We start from the raw sequence: 25148 nt of genomic DNA on the forward strand, positions 1-25148 counted from the left end.
ACCTAAATATCTTTAGTTAGCAATTGAATGATTTTGTTCTCAGGAAGGAATTCTTTTCCAATAACTTTCAGAATGGTGTACAACGGAACAGCAATAATCATCCCTAAAATTCCCGAAAGAAATCCTGCAATCAAGATGATAAGAAAGATTTCTAAAGGATGCGAACTAACGCTTTTTGAAAAAATAACAGGTTGCGAAACATTATTGTCTATAATTTGAACAATCCAAAAACCGATTAATACATATATAGTTACAGGTAAAATTTCAGTTTGAAAATCGCTTCCTAAATAACTCAGCATCGTCAATAATGCTGCTAATACAGAAGCTATCAATGGACCGATGTACGGAATGATATTTAAAACCGCGCATAAAAAAGCAATAATTAAGGCATTTGGGATTCCAAAAATGATTAAAACAATCAGGTATAAAAGGAATACAATGAATAATTGCAATAATAATCCAATAAAATAACGGGAAAGTAAGTCGTTGATTTTTTCGAAAGAGTTTAAAAATTGCTCCTCGTAATTATCGGGAATTAGTTTTTTTGCTCCGCGTAAAAAGAGTACTCTGTCCTTTAAAAAGAAAAAAGTAATGAATAATACCGAGCCTAATCCCACACCAAAACTGCTGATGGTTCCCAGGATGCTATTTAGAAAATCAGGAATGAAAGTAAAGTTAATTTTAGAGGTGATATTAGCTTCTTTTAAAACTTTGGAAGAATCAATATTATGAGAATCCAGAAAAACTTTAATTTGATTGACTAATTCAGTTATGTTTTTCTCTATTTCAGCGGTATTAAGCAATGATAAATTTTGTCCTTGCGAAGAAACCAAAGGAACAAACATCAAAATAAATCCCATAATAATCAATACGAAAATAGTTACTGTGGTAATAGTTGCAAAGATATGGCTGAATTTGAGTCGTTTTTTAAAGAAACTTAAAATAGGTTTTCCAATCATTGTGAGAATTAGAGATACAACCAAATAAGTCAGTACAGTACTGATTTGATAGAGGAAAAACAAAGTTAAACCGATAACGACTATGGTTAATAAAGCGCGAAGAATACCGTTAGAAATTGTTTTTGATGTAATCATAGCCTTGTTTTAGTTTATAAAGATAAAAAAACTCAAATCATTTTTGAAGTAAATTCATAAAGCGCAATGCTTGCGGCCTGAACGACATTCATACTGCTGTTTTTGCCAAACATATTGATATGAATATGCTTAGAAATAGCTAACAGTTCTTCGCTAACGCCATTGATTTCACTACCAATAATCAGTGCAATTTTTTTATCCGAAGGTAAAGTCAATTCTTTTAAAGTTTTGCTGGTGGATGTGATTTCTAACGAAATTATTTCATAATTATTCTCTTGTAGATATTCAATTAATGTATTGTTTTCCTCGATTACACTATAGGGGATATGTAAATGAGTACTTCTACTGGTTTTGTTTATTTTTCTGAGGTTCAATGGAATGTCTTTTCCTGAAAAGATAATTTTTTCAATTCCAAAAGCCTCCCCAATTCTAAAAAGCGAACCGATATTCTGCTGGAAATAAATATTGTCACAAACCAAAGTTATGGGAAATTTTGTTGGTTCGAATTGATTTTCGTCGTGTGTTAATTGCACCGGATTAATTATTGAAAATGTAGTTAATAATATTAGCGCCCATTTTTAAGGCTTTTTCGCGAACAGTAATTGGGTCGTTATGGACTTCGGGATCTTCCCAACCATCTCCTAAATCACATTCAAAAGTATATAGCAGTACTAATCGATTGTCAATAAAGATGCCAAAAGCCTGTGGGCGTTTGCCTTCGTGTTCGTGAATTTTAGGTAAACCATTGGAAAAAAGATATGGTTTTTGAAAAATAGCATGATTGGCAGGAATTTCGACTAAGGCTTTATCTGGGAATATTTTTTTGATTTCTCTTCGGATGTATTCATCCATTCCGTAATTGTCATCGATATGTAAAAAACCGCCGCCTTTTAAATATTTCTGAAGATTTTCAACATCAGAAGGACTAAAAACCACGTTGCCGTGTCCGGTCATGTGGATAAAAGGATAAGCAAATAAATCAGGACTGCCGGGTTCTACCGTTGCGGGTTTTGGATTAATAGTTGTGTTGATATTGCTGTTGCAAAAACGGATCAGGTTAGGAAGCGAAGTAGGATTAGCATACCAATCGCCACCACCGCTGTATTTTACCAAGGCGATTTCCTGGGAAAAGGAAGCGAAAGAAGTAACTAAAAAGAGAAAAAATATTTTTTTCATATTGAATTTATATTTTTTGTCATTTCGACGAAGGAGAAATCACATTCAGAGAGCAACGAATTATAGATTCTTTATGTGATTTCTCCTTCGTCGAAATGACATGGTCGTGTTTTAATTAGCCGTTTCGTTAAAAAACACCACGCTATGACAGGCAACCACAGCAGCTGTTTCGGTTCTTAATCTGGTATTTCCTAAAGAAACCGGAATGTAATTGTTTTCTAAAGCCAATGCAATTTCTTTAACCGAAAAATCCCCTTCAGGACCTATAAGTAAAGTAACATCTTCATTGGCTTTTAAAACCGATTTTAATGTTTTTTTATCGGTTTCTTCGCAGTGGGCAATCAATAATTTACCGGTATTTTGTTTGTTGATGAATTCTTTAAAAGTTATAGCTTCGTTCAATTTTGGTAAGTAAGCTTCATTGCATTGTTTCAATGCCGATAAGATAATTTTGTCAAATCGTTCTTTGTTTATGACTTTTCTCTCGGAACGATCACAAATAATAGGTGTGATTTCCTGAATACCAATTTCGGTTGCTTTTTCCAAAAACCATTCGTAGCGGTCGTTCATTTTGGTAGGTGCTACGGCCAGATGTAAATGGAATCGGGGAGCTTCTTTTTTTTCAAAGGAATTAATTTGTACGGTACATTTGTTATCGGAAGCTAAGGTTATTTCGCATTCAAATAAAAACCCCAATCCGTTGGTTACAAATAAAATATCTCCATCTTTTTTACGTAAAACTTTAATGATGTGTTTACTCTCTTCTTTGTCGAAAGAAAAAGATTCCGTTTGTCCGTTAATAGTTGGATTGTAGAATAATTGCATAGTTTAGAATTGAATTCGTGCTTTAGAAACTACCGAAGCATTTTCGAAATTTTGAGATAAAAACTTTTGATAACCTACAATTCCTATCATCGCAGCATTATCGGTAGTGTATTCAAATTTAGGGACAAAAGTTTTCCAACCGTATTTTGTTTCGGCTTCTTTCAGTGTGTTCCTAATTCCAGAATTGGCCGAAACACCACCTCCAATAGCGATTTGTTTAATACCGGTTTCTTTTACGGCTAATTTTAATTTGTCCATTAAAATTTCGATAATGGTATATTGGATAGAGGCGCAAATATCGTTGATGTTCTCGTCAATGAAATTTGGATTTTTTTGTTTCTCTTTTTGGATAAAATACAGGATTGCTGTTTTCAAACCGGAAAAACTAAAATCTAATCCCGGTACTTTAGGCTTGGTAAATGCAAAGGCTTTTGGGTTTCCTGACTGAGCATTTTTGTCAACTAAAGGACCGCCGGGATAAGGAAGTCCGAGGATTTTAGCTGTTTTGTCAAAAGCTTCTCCTACGGCATCATCCGTAGTTTCGCCAATAATCGTCATGTCAAAAAAGTCGTTGACTTTTACAATTTGAGTGTGTCCGCCACTGATGGTTAAAGCCAGAAAAGGAAATTCGGGTTTGTTGTAACCTTCTTCATCAATAAAATGAGCCAAAATATGGGCGTGCATGTGATTGACTGCAATTAACGGAATTCCTAAAGCGAGTGCAATCGATTTGGCAAAAGAACTTCCCACCAACAGAGAACCCATAAGTCCCGGTCCTTGTGTGAAAGCAATTGCTGACAATTGTTCTTTTAGGATATTGGCTTTTTTCAAAGCGGCATCAATTACAGGTACAATATTTTGTTGGTGCGCACGTGAAGCCAGCTCAGGAACGACACCCCCGTATTGGTTATGAATAAGTTGATTAGCAACAACATTTGACAGTACTTTGTCGTTACATAAAACAGCTGCGGCTGTGTCGTCACAAGAACTTTCGATAGCAAGAATATAAACCTCGGGATTTAGCATAAAAAGGCACAAATTTTGGATTATCTTTTTAGAAACCGATTTTATTTTTTATAATTTTACGGCGCAGCCAAAATTAAAGAATTTTTATTAAAGGTTTCGCTCTTTCCTTGGGCAAAATAATATTTCATTACTATAATAGTAGAGCATATCAAAAAAACGATTAAAATAACTTCGAGTATAATTCTGGGGCTCATCATTCTTTTGTTGATGCTCGGTATTGCTTTGTCGTTGCCTGCGGTTCAAACTAAAGTAGGTAAGTACCTCATGAACCGTATTAATAATGATTTTGGAACAAATATTAATATTGATAAAGTTAAAATTTCTGTTTTTGGTGGTGTGAAAATCCAAAATGTGTTGATTTTAGATCATCATAAGGATACTTTGATTTACACGAAGATTTTGAATACGAATCTTTTGGATGTGAATGCAGTTTTAGAGGGCGATTTGATTTTTAAAACCATTCGTTTGAATGGGGTTTTGTTTGATATGAAAACCTATAAAAACGAAAAGAAAACCAATATGGATGTTTTTATTGATGCTTTTGATTCAGGAAAACCACCCTCCGGTAAGCATACGCTTTTTATCTCCGATAAGGCTTATATCAATAATGCCCATTTCAGATTGTATGATTATAACAGAGCCAATCCAAAAGATGTTGACTTTAAAAAGGTTAATGCCGAATTGACTGATTTTAAACTCTATGGACCAGATGTCGATATAAAAATCGATAAATTATCTTTTTTAGATCACCGTGGATTGTTTGTGACTGATTTAAGTACGGTTTTTAGTTATACCAAGAAAAAAATTCAGTTGAAAAAATTGGATTTAAAAACGCCTGAATCCGAAATAAAAGCTGAATTAGTATTGAATTATAAAATACAGGATTTTGCTCATTTTAATGACAAAGTAAAATGGGATTTAAAAATTCATTCGGCTTCGATAGCAAGCAATGATATTCGGCATTTTTATAATGAATTAAGCAGAAATCATTTTTTTTACCTCAATAATACCGATGTTACAGGAACTTTAAACGATTTGTATATAGATCGTCTGCGTTTAGTGGCTTCGGATAAAACCCGAATGGAGGGAGCTATTAATTTTAAAAATATTTTTGGAAAAGCGCATCAGCGATTTTATATGGATGGCAATTTTAGCCGAATCAATTCCAGTTATGATAATCTGGTGGCATTATTGCCTAATGTTCTTGGTGAAAAACTGCCGGTTGAATTAAAAACGCTGGGTTATTTCTGGATGGAAGGAAGCACGCAATTGACAGCAACAGCTATCGATGCTGCATTCAATTTAAAATCGGAAATAGGAAGAGTGCAATCTGTTTTTTCGATGACTAATATTGATTTTATTGATAAAGCCGCTTATACCGGAAATGTAGTTTTTGAAGATTTTAGTGTGGGAACTTTTTTAAATCGAAAAGATTTAGGGAAAGTAAGCATGGATATAAATGTAGATGGTAAGGGATTCACGGAGAAATTTTTAAATACTCAGTTAAAAGGAACCATTAATACAATTGATTATAATAATTATAACTACAGCAATATTGTAGTTAATGGTAATTTTAAATTGCCTTATTACAAAGGTCAGATTTCGGTTAATGATCCTAATTTGGACATGGAATTTGATGGCTTAGTGGATTTGAGTACCAAAGAAAATAAATACGATTTCCATATTAATGTGGCTCACGCCGACTTGAACAAGCTGAAATTTGTAAAAGACAGTATTTCAAATTTTAAAGGGGATGTGGTGGTACAGGTGACAGGAAATACCATTGAAAATTTACAAGGAAATATTTATATTAAAGAAACATCTTATCAAAATGTAAAAGATACTTATGTTTTTGATGATTTTAATATCAATTCCACTTTTGATGCACAAGGAATCCGAACCCTGACAATAGATTCTCCGGATATTGTTGAAGGAAAGGTGGTAGGACGTTTTCAGTTCAGTCAATTGGGAAGATTGGCTAAAAATTCACTTGGTAGTTTATATACTAATTTTAAGCCCGAAAAAGTTAATAAAGGACAGTTTTTAAGGTTTAATTTTACTGTTTACAGTAAGATTGTTGAGATTTTGTATCCCGATGTTGCTTTGGCAACTAATACTGTTTTGAAGGGAAATATTAAATCAGAAGGTCAGGAATTTAAGATGAACTTCAATTCGCCTAAAATTATTTATGCTAAAAATACTTTTGATAATATTCGGGTTTCAGTAGATAATAAAAATCCGTTGTACAATGCTTATGTGGAATTAGACAGTATTAAAACGCCTTATTATAAAATGCGTGACTTTAGTTTGATTAATATTACCACTAAAGATACTTTGTTGTTCCGTTCAGAGTTTAAAGGTGGTGAAAAAGGAGAAGATTATTTTAACCTGAACTTGTACCATACGATTGATGAGGATAATAATAATGTGGTTGGAATTAGTAAATCGGAAATGAAATTCAAAGAAAACTTATGGTATTTGAATCAGGAAGACGGCTCTGATAATAAAATCGTTTTTGATAAATCGTTTAAGAATTTCGATTTTGATAATATCATTTTATCACACGAAAATCAATCGGTGGCTTTGAATGGTACCATCAAAGATAATCTGAATAAGGATTTAGAACTCAGTTTTGACGATATTGATTTGTATAAAATTACACCTTTGAGCAGCAAGTTTGTTTTTAACGGAAATTTAAACGGAGCTATTCATTTTAAACAAAATAATCAGATTTACAAACCAACAGCTTCGTTAACAGTTAATAAACTGAATATTAATAAAACAGATTTAGGTACTTTGAAGTTTGATATAGAAGGAGATCAAAATCTGGAAAAATTCAGTATTAATTCATATTTACAAAATGACAATATAGAGTCTTTTAATGCCAACGGAAGTTTTGAAATTGTAGATAAAAAAACAGTACTTGATTTAAAGCTGAAACTGGATAAGTTCAATTTAGGTGTTTTTAGTTCTTTAGGCGGCGATGTTTTATCTAACATCAGAGGATTTGTAACAGGGAATTCTATTATAACCGGAGATGTAAATAAACCAAAAATAAGTGGGCGATTATTTGTGGATAAGGCGGGAATGACTATTCCATATTTAAATGTGGATTATCAGTTAAGTGATCGTTCGGTTGTGGATTTGGTGGATGAAACTTTTTTGTTTAGAAATAATACCATTACAGATTCAAAATTTAATACCAGAGGTTTGTTGAATGGTAGTATTGAGCATCGTAATTTTTCAGATTGGAAACTGGATTTCGGAATTACTTCTAAAAGGCTGGTTGTTTTAGATACAAAGGATTCAGAAGATGCTGCTTATTATGGTACCGCTTTTATTAACGGAGCGGCTACTATTAAAGGTCCTACAAATGCTTTGTTGATAAAAATTGATGCAAAATCAGAGAAAGGTTCTGATGTAAAAATACCGATTAATTATGCGGAGAGCGTTGGAGAAAATTCCTTTATTCATTTTGTAACTCCCAAAGAAAAGTACAATAAGAAGATGGGGATTGTTGAAAATACCCGAAAATACAATGGTCTTGAGTTGAAATTTGATTTGGATATCACACCTGATGCCGAGGTGGAAGTGATATTAGACCGCAATTCAGGTCATGGAATGCGAGGCAGGGGTTATGGTTCTCTTTTGTTTGAAATTAACACTTTAGGTAAGTTTAATATGTGGGGTGACTTTCAGGCTTATGAAGGAACTTATAATTTTAAATACGGAGGTTTAATCGATAAGAAATTTGATGTAAAAAAAGGAGGTTCTATTTCCTGGGAAGGGAATCCGATGCGGGCGCAGTTGAATTTACAGGCTGTTTATAAAACCATTGCTAACCCGGCGGTTTTATTGGATAATTCTTCTTTTAACCGAAAAGTACCTGTGAATGTAGTCATTGGTATTCAGGGAGACTTAGCCAGTCCGGATCCGGATTTTAATATCGAATTCCCAACAGTGAGTAATGTTTTAAAGTCGGAAATCCAGTACAAGTTATATGATAAGGATGTGCGACAAACACAGGCTTTGTATTTGCTGTCTTCTGGTGGTTTTCTGAGTCCGGAAGGGGTGAATCAGTCTGATTTTTCAGGAAGCTTGTTTGAAACTGCGTCCAGTTTATTGGGTGATATTTTAAAAACCGATAGCGATAAATTTAAAGTAGGATTGAATTATGTTTCTCCGGACAGAAGGATTGGCAGGGAAACCGATGGAAGAGTAGTAGCGACTATTTCGTCAAAAATTAATGAGCGTATTTCGATTAATGGAAAAGTAGGGGTTCCGTTTGGCGGAATTAATGAATCGGCAGTAGTGGGTGATGTCGAAGTTTTGTACAGGGTAAATCAGGACGGGACAATGAATTTAAGACTCTTTAACAGAGAAAATGACATTAATTATATTGGTCAGGGCATCGGTTATACTCAGGGGGTAGGGGTGACTTATGATGTTGATTTTGATACTTTTAGAGAGTTAGTGAGTAAGATATTTAAAAAATACAAAATTCAAAATACCGGAGGTACAAATGAGTATTTTCAGGATTCTAATGTAATTCCGGAATATATTAATTTTAGTAAAAAGAAAAGTCCTAAAAAAGCGAATTCAAAAAAGAATAGCGAAGCGGTTAAAGCTGATGAAGAAGATTGATTTTCATAGCTGTTGTTATTTTATTAAAATGTTAGATAAAGGTTAAAATAAGGTATTCTTAGTTAAGTTGTCTAAAAATCGATTTCTTTCAAAAAAAAGTTGTGTTTTTTTGTTTTTTGTGAAACTTATTAACGAAAACGTTTGAATTTAAGCTGATTAGTTAAAATATTAAGTGATACCCTTTTAAAGTAATTAATGTTTCTTAATTTTACCTTCCAAAACAAAAACTATGCTAAAAACAATTAAAAAAATAGGTGTTTTAACCTCTGGTGGAGATTCACCGGGGATGAATGCTGCAATACGATCTGTAGTTCGAACTTGTGCTTATCATGATATTGAATGTGTTGGGATTTACAGAGGATATCAGGGAATGATTGAAGGAGATTTTAAAGAAATGGGACCTCGTAGTGTGAATAACATTATCAATAAAGGAGGGACAATTTTAAAATCGGCTCGTTCATCTGAATTCAGAACACCGGAAGGAAGAAAAAAAGCACACGATAATTTAGTTAAAGAAGGAATTGAAGCTTTAGTAGTTATTGGTGGAGACGGTACATTTACAGGAGCTTTAATCTTTAATTCAGAGTATAATTTTCCTGTAATGGGAATTCCGGGAACTATCGATAATGATATTTACGGAACAACGCATACATTAGGATACGATACCGCTTTGAATACAGTAGTGGACTGCATCGATAAAATTAGAGATACAGCCAGTTCTCACAACCGTTTATTCTTTGTTGAAGTAATGGGAAGAGATGCCGGACATATTGCTTTGAATGCAGGTATTGCGGGTGGAGCTGAAGAAATTTTAATTCCCGAAGAAGATTTAGGATTAGATCGTTTGTTGGAATCACTTCAAAAAAGTAAAGCTTCAGGAAAATCATCAAGTATTGTTGTAATTGCAGAAGGAGATAAAATAGGTAAAAACGTATTCGAATTAAAAGATTATGTTGATGCTAATTTACCGGAGTATGATGTTCGTGTATCTGTATTAGGTCACATGCAACGTGGTGGTTCACCTTCTTGTTTTGACAGAGTATTGGCCAGCCGTTTAGGAGTTAAAGCAGTTGAGTCATTATTAGACGGAGTATCTAACTTTATGGTAGGATTAAAAAATGATACAGTAAACCTTACTCCATTATCATTAGCTATAAAAGGTAAGTCAGAAATCGACAGAGAGTTATTGAGAGTTTCAGATATTATCACAACTTAATAAAAATTGTAGCAGAATTAATCATTAAATTTGCGCAAATTTTTCAATCAGAATAATAAACAATAAATAAATAAAGAAATGTCAAAAGTAAAATTAGGAATAAACGGTTTTGGAAGAATCGGAAGAATTGTTTTTAGAGAGTCTTTCAACAGAGACAATGTAGAAGTAGTTGCAATCAACGACTTATTAGATGTAGATCACTTAGCTTACTTATTAAAATATGATTCTGTTCACGGTCAATTTAACGGAACAGTTGAAGTAAAAGAAGGAAAATTATACGTAAACGGAAGAAACATCCGTATCACAGCTGAAAGAAACCCGGCTGATTTAAAATGGAATGAAGTTGATGTTGATGTAGTTGCTGAATGTACTGGTATTTTCACAACTATCGAAACTGCAAATGAGCACTTAAAAGGTGGTGCTAAAAAAGTAATCATTTCTGCTCCTTCTGCTGATGCTCCAATGTTTGTAATGGGAGTAAATCACGAAACTGCAAAAGCTTCTGACTTAATTGTTTCTAATGCTTCTTGTACTACAAACTGTTTAGCTCCATTGGCTAAAGTTATTAATGATAATTTTGGAATTGTTGAAGGTTTAATGACTACTGTTCACGCTACAACTTCAACTCAAATGACATCTGACGGACCTTCTAGAAAAGACTGGAGAGGTGGACGTGCTGCTGCAATTAATATCATTCCTTCTTCAACTGGAGCTGCTAAAGCGGTTGGTAAAGTTATTCCTGCTTTGAATGGAAAATTAACAGGTATGGCTTTCCGTGTTCCTACTGCTGACGTTTCTACAGTAGATTTAACTGTAAAAGTGGCTAAAGAAACTTCTTATGAAGAAATTATGGCTGTATTGAAAAAAGCTTCTGAGAACGAATTGAAAGGTATCTTAGGATATACTGAAGATGCTGTTGTTTCTCAGGATTTTATCTCTGACAAAAGAACATCTATCATCGATGCTACTGCAGGTATTGGTTTGAACTCTACTTTCTTTAAATTAGTATCTTGGTACGATAATGAGTATGGATACTCTAGTAAATTGATTGATTTATCTGTACATATTGCAGGTTTAAAATAATATTTTACAATTATAGAAAATCCCGTTATTTTTAAATAACGGGATTTTCTTATTTTAGCCCTCTTTAAATTAATGTAAAAACAACATTTTTAATTTAAAGACTCACATCTTATCTAACAAAAACTAAAATAAATGAAATTAATAGTTGATAGTGGTTCTACCAAAGCCGATTGGATTGCGATAGACGATCATGGAAAAATATTATTTACAACTCAAACACTGGGTTTGAATCCGGAAATTCTTGAAGGAGATCAAATTATTGCGCGTTTGGAAGATCGATTTGATATTCAACAAAGTAAAAAAGAGGCAACTCATTTATTTTTTTACGGAGCAGGTTGTGGAACTGACAGAATGAAAATTAGTTTGACTGCTGTTTTTCAGGATTATTTTCCAAATGCTAAAATTGTTGTAGAAGAAGATACTTATGCAGCGGTTTATGCAACAACACCTAAAGACGAAAAAGCAATTGTTTGTATTCTGGGAACAGGTTCTAACTGTAGTTATTTTGACGGAAAAGAATTGCATCAAAAGGTGCAGTCTTTAGGATATATTGTTATGGATGACGCCAGTGGAAATGTTTTTGGAAAAGAATTAATCAGAAAATACTATTTTAATAAAATGCCTAAAGATTTGGCTGTTGAATTTGAAAAAGAATTCAATGTTGAACCTGATTTTATTAAAAATAAATTATACAAAGAAGAAAATCCAAACGCTTATTTGGCCACTTTTGCTAAGTTTTTAATTCAGCATAAAGAAACGGAGTTTTGTCAAAAAATTATCAGAAAAGGGATGAAATCTTTTGTGAAAAATTATATCCAGCAATACGATAATTGCAAAGAAGTTCCGGTTCATTTTATTGGCTCAATTGCTTATTATTTAAAAGATGAATTGCAGCGTACTTTTGATAAATACGACTTACAATTAGGTAATGTATTAAGAAGACCAATTGATGGTTTAATTTCGTATCACGTAGCTAATAAATAAGAATTATGGAAATTGCTATTATATCACACGATGGTAAAAAAGTTGACATGGTTCAGTTTTTAAATAAAAATAAAGATATTTTATCAAGAGAAAGTGTTCAGCTTATAGCTACCGGTACTACCGGAGGCAGGGCAGAGCAAGCCGGATTTAAGGTAATGAGAATGCTTTCAGGTCCGATAGGTGGTGATGCACAAATTGCGGCCAGAGTTGCTGAAGGGAAAACGAATATGGTTTTCTTTTTTAAAGATCCTTTGTCGAGCCACCCACATGAACCAGATGTAAGTATGCTCGTTCGTGTATGTGACGTGCATAATGTGCCTTTGGCTACAAACGAAGCCACTGCTCAATTATTATTGGATGCTATTGCTACTAGATTATAGCAATTACAGAAATCTCAACATTTACATTTTTTGGCAAACATGCCACCTGAACCGTTTCACGAGCTGGAGCGGTTTTTTCGTTAAAATAAGCGCCGTAAATACCGTTAATAGCCCCAAAATCGTTCATGTTCATAATGAAAATAGTTGATTTAACAACATTTTCAAAAGTCATTCCTGCGGCTTCTAAAACAGCTTTTAGATTTTCCATGACCTGTGTTGTTTCAGCTTCTATGGTATTGGTAACTAAACTTCCATCGGCTGGATTTATAGCGATTTGTCCCGAAGTGTATAAGGTGTTTCCGCTAAGTACGGCTTGATTATAAGGACCAATAGAAGCAGGGGCTTTTTCGGTAAAAATTACTTTTTTCATGACAATACGGTTTTATATGAAACGAATATTTTTGTTTTTTATACTGTTGATTAACGTGTAGGATAATTGCGTTTTTCCCACTTAATATCACTCAGCATTCCTGATTTGATACCAATAAAGAAATTCCAGTTGGCGTTATTTCCAAAGGGTGTCCAGTTAAAACTTAATCTCCAACTTGCTAAATCACGTTCAAATCGTAATTGGGTATAAGTAACTCCGTTTTGAACAAAATCATATCCTGTAGAAACTCCTACTTTCCATTTAGGAGTTAAATCTGTATTAGCAGAAATCATTAAAGAATTTCCTGTAATTCTGCTTTCTCGGTTATTGTTGCTATAAGTAAAAGAATAAGCAAAAGTCATATCCCAGGGCAATTTAGCATTAAAAAACTCCGAAATAGTGTCTTCGCCTTCTTCTTCGCTACCATCAAACAAACTTTGTCTGTTGTCATTTAAGTCTGTTGCTGTTCCGAAAAGGTCGTCTTCACGACCACCATTTCTGGTAGTTTGAGCTGTGTTTTTATTTTTTTTGTCCTCTTTGTCTTTACTGGATAAGGCGTAGTTTAAAGTAATATTGGCACTGGTCATTCTAAATAAACTACCTCCATTGTCAATGTTGAATCTGTTAATTCTTCGTCCTGAATTATCAATTGCATAAGGATCTAAAGTAGTAGCAAAGTTAGCATTCAGTTTGTTTTGAAAAAATTGAGCTCCCGTACTTACCCTTACCGGAGACCAGGCCAGAGCGGTTACCCCGTCGGCATCAAGATTGTAACTCGTAGATAGATTTAAGTTGTTTAATAACATTACTTTTTTCGGCTCTGTTTTGGTCGAATCCGCATCTCTTACTTTGGCTTCAAATGTATTACTAATGCTAATTCCCATAGTGTTGGAATTGTTCAATCCCGGAGCTCCATAAATTCCGCCTTCAAATCGGGTGTATTGTTTGTCCATTGTTCCGCTGGCATCAGAAGCATAGGTGTCGTAATATTTCTCAAAACTAGGCGTATAAGCATACGAAATCGAAGGACGCATCACGTGTCTGATGGCTTGAATTTTTTTATTTTCACCAAAATTAAAAGTTCCGTAAATAGTTGTTCCCAAACTTGCAGATAAGTTGTAAGTTCTAAAAGCATCAAATCCGTTTACTGTTCGGTTAATAACAGCACTTTGTTCTGGATCATACTCTTTTCGAATGGTTTTTGCGTACCATATCTCTTCGTAGTTTACAGAAGTCGAAGCACTAAAATATTTGAATAGTTTAAAGTTGGTACTCAAAGGGATACTGTGTTGCATTCCCATTTGAGCATCTTTGAACATTTCAGGTTTGAAAAATAACGAATCGGTAGTGGTAATAGAATTACGTCCGTTTAAGTTATATTGTAAGTTAATGTTTTTGAAAAAACCTTTTTTTACACCATCTTTTCCAACAAATGGATACATTCTGTCTAAGCTAAATTGCAAAGTTGGCAAGGTCATGTTGATAGTTTCTGTTTGGGTATTTTGTGAATGGGTAGCAGACAAAGATAAACGTGCCTGAGGAATTATATTGAATGTTTTGGAATAAGAAACAGACGAACTCAAAGTGTTGTTTAATGACGAACCAATATTCGATTGATTAATAGATTGCTGGTAATATTTACTGCTCCCTAGGTTAACCGAAGCTGAGAAACTCGAATTAGGATTAGCCTTAGAATCTCTGGAGTGCGACCATTGGATGTTGTAGATATTTTGTCTTGAGTAGTCAGGATAACCTCTTTCGCTATTGATAAGGTTTTCAAAACGAATATTAACGTTTCCTCTGTATTTGTATCGGGTGGCATAGGACGACTCAAAACGCATTCCATAGCTTCCATTAGTGTAATAATCTCCTAAAACGGTTAAATCATAATGATCGCTCAGTGCAAAATAATATCCTCCGTTTTGTAATGAAAAACCACGATTGTTTGAGTCGTTATAACTTGGTAAAATTAATCCCGAAACACTGGTTTCTTTGCTCATTGGAAAAAAGGCAAAAGGAAGGGCAATAGGTGTAGGTACATCGGCAATAACTAAATTAGTTAATCCTGTAATTACTTTTTTACCGGGAATGAATTTTACTTTTGAAGTTCTAAAATAATACTCAGGATTTTCTTTGTTGGTAGAGGTGGTGAAACGGGCACCTTTTAAAAAGTAAACCGAATCGTTTTCTTTTTTGGTAATAGCTGCTTTTACGTTAAATTCTCCCTGATCGGTTTTTGAATTCCAGATTAAAGCTTTTTTTGTTTTGAAATTAAAGCGTATCGAGTCGGGTTCTATGATATTTTCGCCCTGTTTAAAGTTAGGATACTGAGTATATTTCCCTAAAGAATCTTTAATTCGACCGGCATAAACTTCATTTTTTTCATAATCCATTACAATTTTACCCGATTTTAACTCAATATCCTGATAATAAAGTTCGGCATTGTCGTACAAAGTGATTAATTTCTTTTTTTGGTCAATTTTTGCATATTGATCGGCTTTGTATTTTACTTTACCTTCAAGAAATGCTTTTTTAGGTTTGATGCTATCGGTTTTTACGCTGTCCTTTTCCTTTATTATAGTGTCAGTTACAGTGATTTCAGGCTTTTTCTGAGTTGTTGCAGTTGGTTGTTGTTTCGGAACGGCAATAGGCTTCGTTTTTTTTGCTATATCCTGAGAATATATCTTAGTTGCCCCAAATGTTAGGAAAAAGGATAGTAAAACGATATGAAATAAGTTTGTACGCAAAGGGATAAATACTATTTTTGTAAAATTATGGCTCGATTTTTGGCTTCGCAGAATTAAATCTAATTTCCCGGTCAAAAGCGGGTCAAAAATAAGTAAATAATACTTCTATAGGAAATACGTTTTAATTAAAATTAACTTTTGCAGATGAAATTCAATTATAAGAATCCACTTTTAAGCATCGTTTTAATCTTAGTTCTTTGTAATTCAGTTTTTTCGCAAAAAAATCACAGTTTTACAATCATTTTAGATGCAGGTCACGGAGGTAAAGATCCCGGTAATATGTATCACGGCTTCAAAGAAAAAGAAATTGCTCTTAAAACCACACTCAAAGTAGGGAGTTATCTGGAACAGGATAAAGATTTTAAAATTATTTATACCCGTACTTCTGATGTGTTTATTGAATTAGAAAAACGTCCTAAAATAGCCAATAAGGCTAATGCTAATTTGTTTGTTTCTATTCACTGTAATTCGGTTAAAAACCTTACTCCTTCGGGGACTGAAACCTTTGTAATGGGATTGTCACGCAGTGATATGAATATGGAAGTGGCTAAAAATGAAAATTCGGTTATTCTTCTCGAAAAAAATTACAAGGAAAAATACCAGGGGTTTGATCCTAAAAAACCTGAATCACTCATTGGTTTGACCATGATGCAGGAAGAAAACTTAAATAGCAGCATTAATCTGGCTACTAAAATTCAGAGTAATTTTACCAATCGTTTAAAGCGAAATTCAAGGGGGGTTAAGCAACAGCCACTATGGGTTTTGGATGCAGCTTATATGCCAAGTGTTTTGATTGAATTGGGTTTTCTTTCCAATAAGTCCGAAGGTTCTTTTTTAAATTCGAATGAAGGTCAGGAAAAAATGGCACGACAAATTGCTGATGCAATTATCAAATACAAGAATGAATATTTTGGTGATGGAAGAAATAGCTCAGAGTCTTTAGTCAAATCAGGTAAAACAATTAATAAAAATAGTGATAGCAGGAATGCTACAGATTCGGTTTATAAAGTACAGATTGCCGTAAGTACAAGAGAACTAAGTTTGGTTTCCAGTAATTTTAAAGGACTCAAAAATATATCAAGTATGCGAGCTGCCAATTTTTTTAAATACATGTATGGCGAAACATCTGATATTGATGAAGCTAAAAAGATGGAAAAAGAGGCTAAGAACAAAGGTTATTCGGATGCTTTTATTGTAACGGTTAAAGACGGTAAAGTATCAAGAGTAAACTAACATCTGTTAGAAATTAAGGACTAAATTTGTAATTTTGTAAAAATTTTTATGTTGAAAATAATGAGAAAATATAGAAAAACGGATGCACTGCTTACTGTTTTAATGATGATGGTTTGCAGTCTTGTTTTTTCACAATCCGATCAGGTATTTAAGGTTACATTAGACGCCGGACATGGCGGACACGATTTTGGAGCTGCTTATAATGGTCATGTTGAAAAGAATATTGCCTTGGCGGTAGTTTTAAAAGTGGGTAAAATTTTAGAAGCACATCCAAAAGTGAGTGTTATTTATACCCGAAAAACGGATGTTTTTATCGATTTGATTGAACGAGCCAATATTGCTAACAGAGCTAATGCTAATATTTTTGTTTCTATCCATTGTAATGCCAACAGAAATACTGCTGCCGATGGAACGGAGACTTATGTGATGGGGATGACTAAAATTGCGTCTAACTTAGAAGCATCTAAGAAAGAAAATGCCGTAGTTACTCTGGAAAAAGATTATCAAAGAAAATACGAAGGTTTTGATCCAAATTCTCCTGAAACAATGATAGGTTTTACTTTGATGCAGGAAGAATATTTGGATAACAGTATTTCATTGGCCAGTAAAATACAAAATGGTTTTGCGGCATTAGGTAAGAAAGTTAGAGGAGGAGGAGTAAAACAAGCTCCTTTTATGGTACTTCACAAGGCTTATATGCCAAGAGTTTTGATAGAAATGGGTTTTATTTCTAATTATGTTGAAGGAAATATTTTAGCTTCAGAAGAAGGTCAGGATGATATTGCCAAGGCTATTGCTGATGCGATTATTAGCTATAAAAATGAATATTTTGGAGGTGAGGAATCAGAAGTGATTAAGCCTTCACAACGCATGGCTGAAAATTCAGAAGACTCAGCCGCAAGTACAAAATCAGTTATTGACGAACCTAAAAAATCAAATCAGCCAAATTCAGATGTTGTTTTTAAGGTTCAGTTGGCTGTTTCGCGTAGAAAATTAGAGTTGGCTCCTAAAAATTTCAAAGGATTGAAAGATATATCGATGATCCCTGTGGGTAAAAACTACAAATATTTTTACGGTCAAACTTCTGATTATGAGATTTCCAGAAATCTTTTGAACGAAGCTAAAGCCAAAGGTTTTGATTCTGCCTTTTTAGTTGCTTTTAAAAATGGTAATGAAATCGATATTCAGGAGGCAATTAAATAACAACTGGTTCTAATATTTATATTAAATTTGCACTAAAACTTATATTTTGATACTAACAAGAGAGATTAAAACTGCAATTTTAGTAATTGCATCGATATTATTATTTATTTGGGGTTATAGTTTTTTAAAAGGTAAAGATCTTTTCAATAATTATACCACATTGTATGTGGAATATGACAGTGTGGAAGGTTTGTCTTCGGCAGCTCCGGTAACTTTAAATGGATTGGTTATTGGAAAAATAGAACAAATTACAATCAACCCTAATACTGGTAAATTATTAGTTGAATTGCAAATTGATACCGATTTCCCTATTTCTAAAAAGAGTACAGCAACTATTTATGAGCCTGGATTTATTGGCGGAAAGCAAATTGCTATCGAACCTGATTTTTCAGATAAAACCTATATTGAATCAGGAGATCATTTAAAGGCAAATGTGCGATTAGGAATGACTGAATCTTTGAGTAAAAAATTAGTTCCGCTTCAGGATAAAATCGAAAAAATATTAGTTAATGCTGATAATTTGATTACCGGAATCAATAATGTTTTAGATAAAAAAACGCAGGATGATTTGAAGAAAAGTTTAGCTGAGTTGAGTAAAACAATGGAACAGTTTCATCAGGCTTCTGCTGGAGTCAATTCGATGTTAGCAGAGAATAAAGCTCAAATTACAGGAACTGTTGCTAATATTAATAAGGCTTCCGGTAATTTTGCTAAAATGTCCGATTCTTTAAACAAAGCCGATATTGGTAAAACAGTCAAAACTCTAAATACAACTCTGACTAAAGTAAACGGAATTATGGCTGGTTTAGAAGCAGGAAACGGAAGTATGGGCAAACTTTTAAAAGACGATGTTTTTTATAATAATTTATCAAGTACTTCTAAGGAGTTGGAATTATTGCTTCAGGATCTTCGTTTGTACCCAACCAGATATGTAAATGTTTCTCTTTTTGGAAAGAAAAACAAACCCTATAAAGCACCCAATGACACCATATCTAATGCTAAAAAATAATATACTATGAGTTATTTAGATAATATATTATTTGCAGTTGTTCTAATTGTTGGTTTTGGCTATTTTATTTTGAATATCAAAAAAATCTACAGAAATGTAAATTTAGGAATTGATGTCAATAGAAATGACAATTCAAAACAGCGATGGAGAAATATGGCTTTGGTGGCTTTAGGTCAGAAAAAAATGTTTACCAGACCAATTCCGGCTGTGTTACATTTTATGCTATATGCAGCATTCATAATTACTCAAATCGAACTATTAGAAATTTTTGTTGATGGTTTATTTGGAACACATCGTTTCTTTAAAGGTGGTTTAGGAGGTTTTTATACTTTTTTAATCAGTTTTATAGAGATTCTTTCATTACTAGCTTTAATTGCTACAATTGCTTTTTTATTGAGAAGAAATCTTCTGAAATTACCACGATTAAATAAGGCAGAATTATTAGGATGGCCTAAAAAAGACGCTAACTTAATTCTTATCATGGAAATTATTTTAGTACTGTGTATTTTTACAATGAATGGGACAGATGAAGTTTTGTATTCATTAGGAAAATCTCATTTTGAAGGAACGGGTTCGTTTAATTTTGCTGTTTCTCAACATTTGGGTCCGGTTTTATTTGGCGGAATGGGTGAAGGAACTTTACATATTTTAGAAAGAATAGGATGGTGGGGACATTTTTTAATGGTTATTGCTTTTTTAAACTATTTGTATTATTCTAAACATTTACATATTCTGTTAGCTTTTCCGAATACTTATTTTGCTAATTTGAAACCTTTAGGGGAGTTTGATAATCTAGCCTCTGTAACTAAAGAAGTTAAAATGATGATGGATCCTAATGCAGATCCATTTGCCGCTCCGGCAGCTTCGGAGGGAGAAGTGCATGCTAAATTCGGAGCTAGTGATGTACAGGATTTAAATTGGGGACAATTGCTTAATGCTTATACTTGTACCGAATGTGGAAGATGTTCTTCTGTTTGTCCGGCGAATATAACAGGTAAAAAATTATCGCCTCGTAAAATTATGATGGATACCCGTGACAGATTGGAAGAAGTGGGTAGAAACATTGATGCTAATAAAGGTGTTTTTGTATCAGATAACAAATCATTACTGAACGATTATATCACTCCCGAAGAGCTTTGGGCTTGTACCTCTTGTAATGCTTGTGTCGAGGAATGTCCTGTAAGCATTAGTCCGTTGTCTATTATCATGGATATGCGTCGCTATCTGGTAATGGAGCAAAGTGCTGCACCAATGCCTTTGAATTCGATGATGACGAATGTAGAAAACAATGGAGCACCCTGGCCATATAATCAGCAAGACCGATTGAATTGGAAAAACGAATTATAATTGGTTTGTGGTTAATTGTTAATGGTTTATTGTTGGGATATACTAAAACATTTAGAATTGAAGATTAAATTTTGAGAGTAAAAATTAACTAACAATAAACTACTAACTACAAACAATAAACATATAGAAAATGTCAGAAGTTTTAATAGTACCTACAATGGCAGAAATGCTGGCTCAGGGGAAACAACCCGAAGTGTTATTTTGGGTAGGTTGTGCAGGGAGTTTTGACGATAGAGCCAAAAAGATAACCAAGGCGTTTGTACGTATATTGAATCGTGCCAATGTTTCATTTGCGGTGCTGGGTACCGAAGAAAGTTGTACAGGTGATCCTGCAAAAAGAGCCGGAAATGAGTTTTTGTTTCAAATGCAGGCCATGATGAATATTGAGGTTCTGAATGCTTATGAAGCAAAAAAAATAGTTACCGCATGTCCGCATTGTTTCAATACGTTGAAAAATGAATATCCTGAATTAGGCGGACAATACGAAGTGATTCATCATACTGAATTTTTAAAATCATTGTTGAATGACGGCAGATTGACTATTGAAGGCGGTCAGTTTAAGGGCAAGAAAATTACTTTTCATGATCCTTGTTATTTAGGAAGAGCCAATAAGGTTTATGAAGCTCCTCGTGATTTAATTGAAAAATTAGATGTGGAGTTGGTCGAAATGAAGCGTTCTAAATCCAATGGATTGTGTTGTGGTGCCGGTGGAGCACAGATGTTTAAAGATGCCGAAAAAGGTGATAAAGAAATCAATATCGAAAGAACAGAAGATGCTTTGGCAACGCAATCGGAAATTATTGCTACCGGATGTCCATTTTGCAATACTATGATGACCGACGGAATTAAAAATAAAGAAAAAGAGGCCGATGTAAAAGTGATGGATATCGCCGAATTAATTGCTAATGCACAGGATTTATAAGCTTAGATGCTAAGTCGCTAAGACTCTAAGTTGCTAAGATTTAAAAATGAATCAGCAATTTAAAATCAACAATCTAAAATCTAAAATTAAAATGTACGTACCATTTGAAAATTTACCCGAGGATTCCAGAATTTGGATTTATCAATCAAACAGAAAATTTTCGGATGCCGAATTTTCGGAAATCGAAAAAGATTTAGAATTATTTCTAAATGGTTGGGCTGCACACGGTACCAGTCTGGAAGCTTCCTATCAGTTAAAATACAATCGATTTATTATTATTGCAGTAAATCAGGAAGTTCAGGCCGCTACAGGTTGTTCCATTGATGCTTCGGTAGCTTTTATTCAAAGTTTGGAACAAAAGTATGGAGTTGATTTATTGGATAAAATGAATGTAACTTTCAAACTGGGAGAGCACATTGCTCATAAACCATTGCTTGATTTTAAAAAAATGGTAAAAGATAAGGCCGTTACCGAAAACACAATTGTTTTTAATAACCTGATCAACACTATTCAGGAGTACAATGAATCCTGGGAAGTACCTGCAGCCGATAGTTGGCACAGCCGATTTTTTTAACAGCATAATTAAAAGGAGATTTTTTTCTCCTTTTTTTGTGCTTATGATTTTCTTTGATAGCTTAGTTTTAACTTAATTTAACTCTTTTTTGTTGCTTTTTCAGTACATTCGTAGTACTAAAATTTATACATGAAAATAGCAATAGTTTGTTATCCAACCTTTGGAGGAAGTGGTGTTGTAGCTACTGAATTAGGTTTAGAACTAGCCCGTTTAGGACATGAAGTTCATTTTATTACTTACAGTCAACCGGTGCGTTTGGCTTTGTTGAATCCTAATGTGCATTACCACGAAGTTAACGTTCCTGAATATCCTTTATTTCATTACCAGCCTTATGAATTGGCCTTGTCGAGTAAATTAGTTGATATGGTTAAACTTTATAAAATAGAGTTACTACATGTGCATTATGCCATACCACATGCTTATGCAGGTTATATGGCTAAGCAAATGCTTAAAAATGAAGGGATTGAAATTCCAATGATTACTACGCTTCATGGTACTGATATTACTTTGGTGGGTAATCATCCGCATTACAAGCCTGCAGTAAGTTTTAGTATCAATAAATCAGATGTGGTAACTTCGGTATCTCAAAGTTTAAAGGACGATACCTATAAATTATTTAATATCAAGAGAGACATTCATGTAATTCCTAATTTCATCGAGTTAGATAAAAACAGAGAATTTCACGGTCCGTGCCAGCGTTCGCTTATTGCCAAAAAAGAAGAACGAATCATTACTCATATTTCTAATTTTAGAAAAGTTAAACGAATTCCGGATATTATTCGAATATTTTATAAGATTCAACAACAAATTCCGGCCAAATTATTAATGGTAGGAGATGGTCCTGAAAAGGAAAAAGCCGAATTATTATGTCAGGATTTAGGAATTTTAGAAAAGGTAATCTTCTTTGGTAATAGTAACGAAATCGATAAGATTTTAAGTAATTCCGATTTGTTTTTACTGCCATCAGAAACTGAGAGTTTTGGACTAGCAGCACTCGAAGCAATGGCTTGGGGTGTTCCGGTAATTTCCAGTAATTCAGGAGGTTTGCCTGAGGTGAATTTTGAAGGTGTTTCAGGTTATTTAAGTACTGTAGGTAATATTGACGAAATGGCCGAAAATGCCTTGAAAATTTTAAAAGAGGATACTGTTTTGGCTCAGTTTAAAGAGAATGCTTTATCGGTGGCTAAGAAGTTTGATATCAAACATATATTGCCTATTTATATTGATATTTACGAGAAAGCGATTAAGAAATACACAAAAAAATCCAAACATTCGACTAAGCCTCACGATGATTAAACGGTTAATTGATAGTACAATAAAAATGAAAAAAACGATACTTTTATCAGCCATGGTTTTGCTCTTGTTTTCTTGTAGTACAACTAAAAAAATGAATGTGGAAAAACCTTTGTTTGAAGTTTTATTACAACAAAATGACGGAGGTGCCAATATTAATTTTTATGAAATTCTGTCAGAATCTAATGAAATTAAAATGCTGTTAAACGATGAAAAATTGAAAGGAAAAATCAATAGTACTGATGTCCAGCAATCGAATTTTGTGGTACTGAATATGGGAGAAAAACCCACAGGAGGTTATAGAATAACAGTTGATAATGTAACTGAAACCGAAAAAGAAATTGTTATCACAGTAAAAGAAATAACGCCTGAACCCGGAGCAATGCTGATACAGCAAATTAGTTATCCTTATACTGTAGTGAAAATTAATTCGAAAAAGCAAATTGTTATAAAATAGAAAATGCCACTAGAAATAGTGGCATTTTTAATATGTAATTCTTTTAGATTAGAATCGGTATCTGATTCCTAAAGCGATATCCGGACCAAAGTTGTCATTTCTGAAATCATCAGAATTGAAGTATATTTCAGGTCTGATGTCTAAAGAAAGTTGAATTGGCACTTCATCAAAATTATATTCGATACCAAGGTCACCAGCTACAAAAGCAAAAGTTCCGCTATCGTCAACAGCATTATTGTCAATGCTCCAGCTACCTAAACCTCCACCAACACCAGCGTACCAGTTGAAACCTCCGTCGATGTTCCAAACCCATTGGTAGATACCGGTAAGTTTAAAAGCGTCAACATTGTTGTTGTTTCTCCAGCCCAAATCCAATTCTAAACGGTTGTTGTCAGACAATCCTCTTTGGTATGAAATTTCACCACCAAAACCATCATTGTCTCCTAAACGCAAACCTAAAGCATTTTTTGAAATGTCCTGTGCTTGTGAGCTAAATGCTAATCCCATTAGCATGAAAGCTGATAAAATAATTTTTTTCATAAATAAAGTTTTGTTTTATTTTATTACAAATCTACAATTATTATCAAACGCTAAGTTTATTATATAATTATAAAATTTTATAGAATTCCCATCTTTTTTTAGCAAAAAGCTATAATGAAGGTTTATTTTGAAAGAATAATTGATGCAATTAACTGTTTTTCAGTTAGTTCTTCTTTTTCTGAGAGGTTTTCTATTTCGCTGCATTTGGATTCCTGATAGCGAAATAATTTCCATTTTTTTCTGTTATATTCTAAAGCTGTGAGATTTTCGACCCAATCTCCCGAGTTCAAATAGACAGTAGAACCGATTTTGTTCTCTTTTTTGATGATTTTAGGTTCGTGAATATGTCCGCATAAAACATAATCGTAGTGGTTTTCGATGGCTAATTCGGTAGCAGTTTCTTCAAAATCCGAAATGTGTTTGACTGCTTTTTTAACACTGGCTTTAATTTTTTTAGAAAAAGAATACGGTTCTTTGCCCATTTTATTTAAACACCAATTAAAGAATCGATTAATCAGAATCAAATAATCATAACCCAAACCGCCTAGTTTAGCAATCCATTTGGCATGATTGACCGAAGCATCAAAAACATCTCCGTGGAAAATCCAGGCTTTCTTGTCGTCTAATTCTAAAACTACTTTATCAACCAGAATAAAATTGCCCATATTCATTTCGGTAAATTTTCGAAGCATTTCGTCGTGATTTCCGGTAATGTAATAGACTTTAGTGCCTTTAGAAGCAAAACTGATAATTTTTTGGATTACTTTTAAATGAGACTTCGGGAAGTAAGATTTTCTGAATTGCCAAATGTCAATAATATCGCCGTTTAATACTAAAATTTCAGGTTTTATTGACGATAGATAGTTGTATAATTCTTTGGCATGACTTCCGTAAGTTCCCAGGTGAACATCGGAGATTACAACTACTTCAACTTTTCTTTTTTTCAATTGTTCTTTTCATTTGTTCTCATGCAAATTAACGCCCTAAGTGTGAATTTATCTTAAAGTTAAGGTTAATAAATATGT

Annotated in this window: 22 protein-coding genes; 13 read left to right on the top strand and 9 right to left on the bottom strand. The window is 33.6% G+C overall.

Annotation, left to right across the window (positions count from 1 at the left end; genetic code table 11):
• Positions 1-2: 2 nt before the first annotated feature.
• The 5 genes from IEV84_RS05205 to tsaD all read right to left on the bottom strand — a co-directional run bounded on the left by IEV84_RS05205 (position 3) and on the right by tsaD (position 4121).
• The gene (locus IEV84_RS05205) at positions 3-1094 is read right to left on the bottom strand and encodes an AI-2E family transporter (protein WP_188493137.1); all 1092 of its coding nucleotides are present in this window, start codon (positions 1092-1094) and stop codon (positions 3-5) included.
• Positions 1095-1126: 32 nt separating this feature from the next.
• A complete protein-coding gene (locus IEV84_RS05210; protein ID WP_188493139.1) occupies positions 1127-1627 on the bottom strand; it encodes a TrmH family RNA methyltransferase in 501 nt (166 codons plus the stop codon).
• A gap of 4 nt (positions 1628-1631) precedes the next feature.
• Entirely contained in the window at positions 1632-2270 is a 639-nt protein-coding gene (locus IEV84_RS05215; protein WP_188493141.1) for a DUF4159 domain-containing protein, read from the bottom strand.
• Between the two features lie 111 nt (positions 2271-2381).
• Positions 2382-3095, bottom strand: coding sequence for a 16S rRNA (uracil(1498)-N(3))-methyltransferase (locus tag IEV84_RS05220; protein WP_188493143.1), 714 nt, complete (start codon positions 3093-3095; stop codon positions 2382-2384).
• A gap of 3 nt (positions 3096-3098) precedes the next feature.
• On the bottom strand, positions 3099-4121 hold the full coding sequence (tsaD, locus tag IEV84_RS05225) for a tRNA (adenosine(37)-N6)-threonylcarbamoyltransferase complex transferase subunit TsaD (protein WP_188493145.1): 1023 nt from the start codon (positions 4119-4121) through the stop codon (positions 3099-3101).
• A 207-nt stretch (positions 4122-4328) separates the two neighbouring features.
• Here tsaD and IEV84_RS05230 point away from each other — a divergent pair, with 207 nt between their 5' ends.
• The 5 genes from IEV84_RS05230 to IEV84_RS05250 all read left to right on the top strand — a co-directional run bounded on the left by IEV84_RS05230 (position 4329) and on the right by IEV84_RS05250 (position 12428).
• The gene (locus IEV84_RS05230; protein WP_188493147.1) at positions 4329-8765 is read left to right on the top strand and encodes a translocation/assembly module TamB domain-containing protein; all 4437 of its coding nucleotides are present in this window, start codon (positions 4329-4331) and stop codon (positions 8763-8765) included.
• Positions 8766-8994: 229 nt separating this feature from the next.
• Positions 8995-9981, top strand: a complete 987-nt coding sequence (gene pfkA / locus IEV84_RS05235; RefSeq protein ID WP_188493148.1) for a 6-phosphofructokinase — start codon at positions 8995-8997, stop codon at positions 9979-9981.
• A 78-nt stretch (positions 9982-10059) separates the two neighbouring features.
• The gene (gene gap, locus IEV84_RS05240; RefSeq protein ID WP_188493150.1) at positions 10060-11064 is read left to right on the top strand and encodes a type I glyceraldehyde-3-phosphate dehydrogenase; all 1005 of its coding nucleotides are present in this window, start codon (positions 10060-10062) and stop codon (positions 11062-11064) included.
• Between the two features lie 132 nt (positions 11065-11196).
• Entirely contained in the window at positions 11197-12048 is an 852-nt protein-coding gene (locus tag IEV84_RS05245; RefSeq protein ID WP_188493152.1) for an N-acetylglucosamine kinase, read from the top strand.
• 5 nt (positions 12049-12053) lie between these two features.
• Positions 12054-12428 (top strand): methylglyoxal synthase, encoded by a 375-nt coding sequence (locus IEV84_RS05250; protein ID WP_188493159.1) that lies wholly within the window; start codon positions 12054-12056, stop codon positions 12426-12428.
• On the opposite strand, the gene IEV84_RS05255 is transcribed toward IEV84_RS05250, so the two are convergent.
• Together IEV84_RS05255 and IEV84_RS05260 are read right to left on the bottom strand one after the other, a co-directional pair.
• Positions 12418-12798: a RidA family protein gene (locus IEV84_RS05255; RefSeq protein ID WP_188493160.1), complete on the bottom strand. Its 381-nt coding sequence runs from the start codon at positions 12796-12798 to the stop codon at positions 12418-12420. The genes IEV84_RS05250 and IEV84_RS05255 overlap by 11 nt on opposite strands.
• Before the next feature lie 50 nt (positions 12799-12848).
• Positions 12849-15596 (bottom strand): putative LPS assembly protein LptD, encoded by a 2748-nt coding sequence (locus tag IEV84_RS05260; RefSeq protein WP_188493578.1) that lies wholly within the window; start codon positions 15594-15596, stop codon positions 12849-12851.
• 93 nt (positions 15597-15689) lie between these two features.
• Here IEV84_RS05260 and IEV84_RS05265 point away from each other — a divergent pair, with 93 nt between their 5' ends.
• From IEV84_RS05265 to IEV84_RS05300, 8 genes are all read left to right on the top strand, one after another.
• Positions 15690-16778 (top strand): N-acetylmuramoyl-L-alanine amidase family protein, encoded by a 1089-nt coding sequence (locus tag IEV84_RS05265; RefSeq protein ID WP_188493161.1) that lies wholly within the window; start codon positions 15690-15692, stop codon positions 16776-16778.
• 102 nt (positions 16779-16880) lie between these two features.
• A complete protein-coding gene (locus tag IEV84_RS05270) occupies positions 16881-17981 on the top strand; it encodes an N-acetylmuramoyl-L-alanine amidase family protein (protein WP_229732628.1) in 1101 nt (366 codons plus the stop codon).
• Positions 17982-18027: 46 nt separating this feature from the next.
• Positions 18028-18990: an MlaD family protein gene (locus IEV84_RS05275; RefSeq protein ID WP_188493163.1), complete on the top strand. Its 963-nt coding sequence runs from the start codon at positions 18028-18030 to the stop codon at positions 18988-18990.
• A gap of 6 nt (positions 18991-18996) precedes the next feature.
• On the top strand, positions 18997-20337 hold the full coding sequence (locus IEV84_RS05280; protein WP_188493164.1) for a 4Fe-4S dicluster domain-containing protein: 1341 nt from the start codon (positions 18997-18999) through the stop codon (positions 20335-20337).
• Between the two features lie 130 nt (positions 20338-20467).
• Positions 20468-21259: a (Fe-S)-binding protein gene (locus tag IEV84_RS05285; RefSeq protein WP_188493165.1), complete on the top strand. Its 792-nt coding sequence runs from the start codon at positions 20468-20470 to the stop codon at positions 21257-21259.
• A gap of 91 nt (positions 21260-21350) precedes the next feature.
• Positions 21351-21833: an ABC transporter ATPase gene (locus IEV84_RS05290; RefSeq protein WP_188493579.1), complete on the top strand. Its 483-nt coding sequence runs from the start codon at positions 21351-21353 to the stop codon at positions 21831-21833.
• A 129-nt stretch (positions 21834-21962) separates the two neighbouring features.
• Complete coding sequence (gene bshA, locus IEV84_RS05295) at positions 21963-23129, top strand: N-acetyl-alpha-D-glucosaminyl L-malate synthase BshA (protein ID WP_188493166.1); 1167 nt, start codon at positions 21963-21965, stop codon at positions 23127-23129.
• Between the two features lie 25 nt (positions 23130-23154).
• Complete coding sequence (locus tag IEV84_RS05300) at positions 23155-23583, top strand: protease complex subunit PrcB family protein (protein WP_188493167.1); 429 nt, start codon at positions 23155-23157, stop codon at positions 23581-23583.
• Between the two features lie 48 nt (positions 23584-23631).
• Here IEV84_RS05300 and IEV84_RS05305 read toward each other — a convergent pair whose 3' ends face one another.
• Both IEV84_RS05305 and IEV84_RS05310 read right to left on the bottom strand, forming a co-directional pair.
• Positions 23632-24123 (bottom strand): outer membrane protein, encoded by a 492-nt coding sequence (locus tag IEV84_RS05305; protein WP_188493168.1) that lies wholly within the window; start codon positions 24121-24123, stop codon positions 23632-23634.
• Between the two features lie 122 nt (positions 24124-24245).
• Positions 24246-25070 carry a UDP-2,3-diacylglucosamine diphosphatase gene (locus IEV84_RS05310; protein WP_188493169.1) on the bottom strand — a complete coding sequence of 275 codons (825 nt, stop codon included), beginning with the start codon at positions 25068-25070 and terminating at the stop codon, positions 24246-24248.
• Positions 25071-25148: the final 78 nt, after the last annotated feature.

The sequence above is a fragment of the Flavobacterium palustre genome, from assembly GCF_014639535.1.
In the GTDB taxonomy this organism is placed as follows: Bacteria; Bacteroidota; Bacteroidia; order Flavobacteriales; family Flavobacteriaceae; genus Flavobacterium; species Flavobacterium palustre.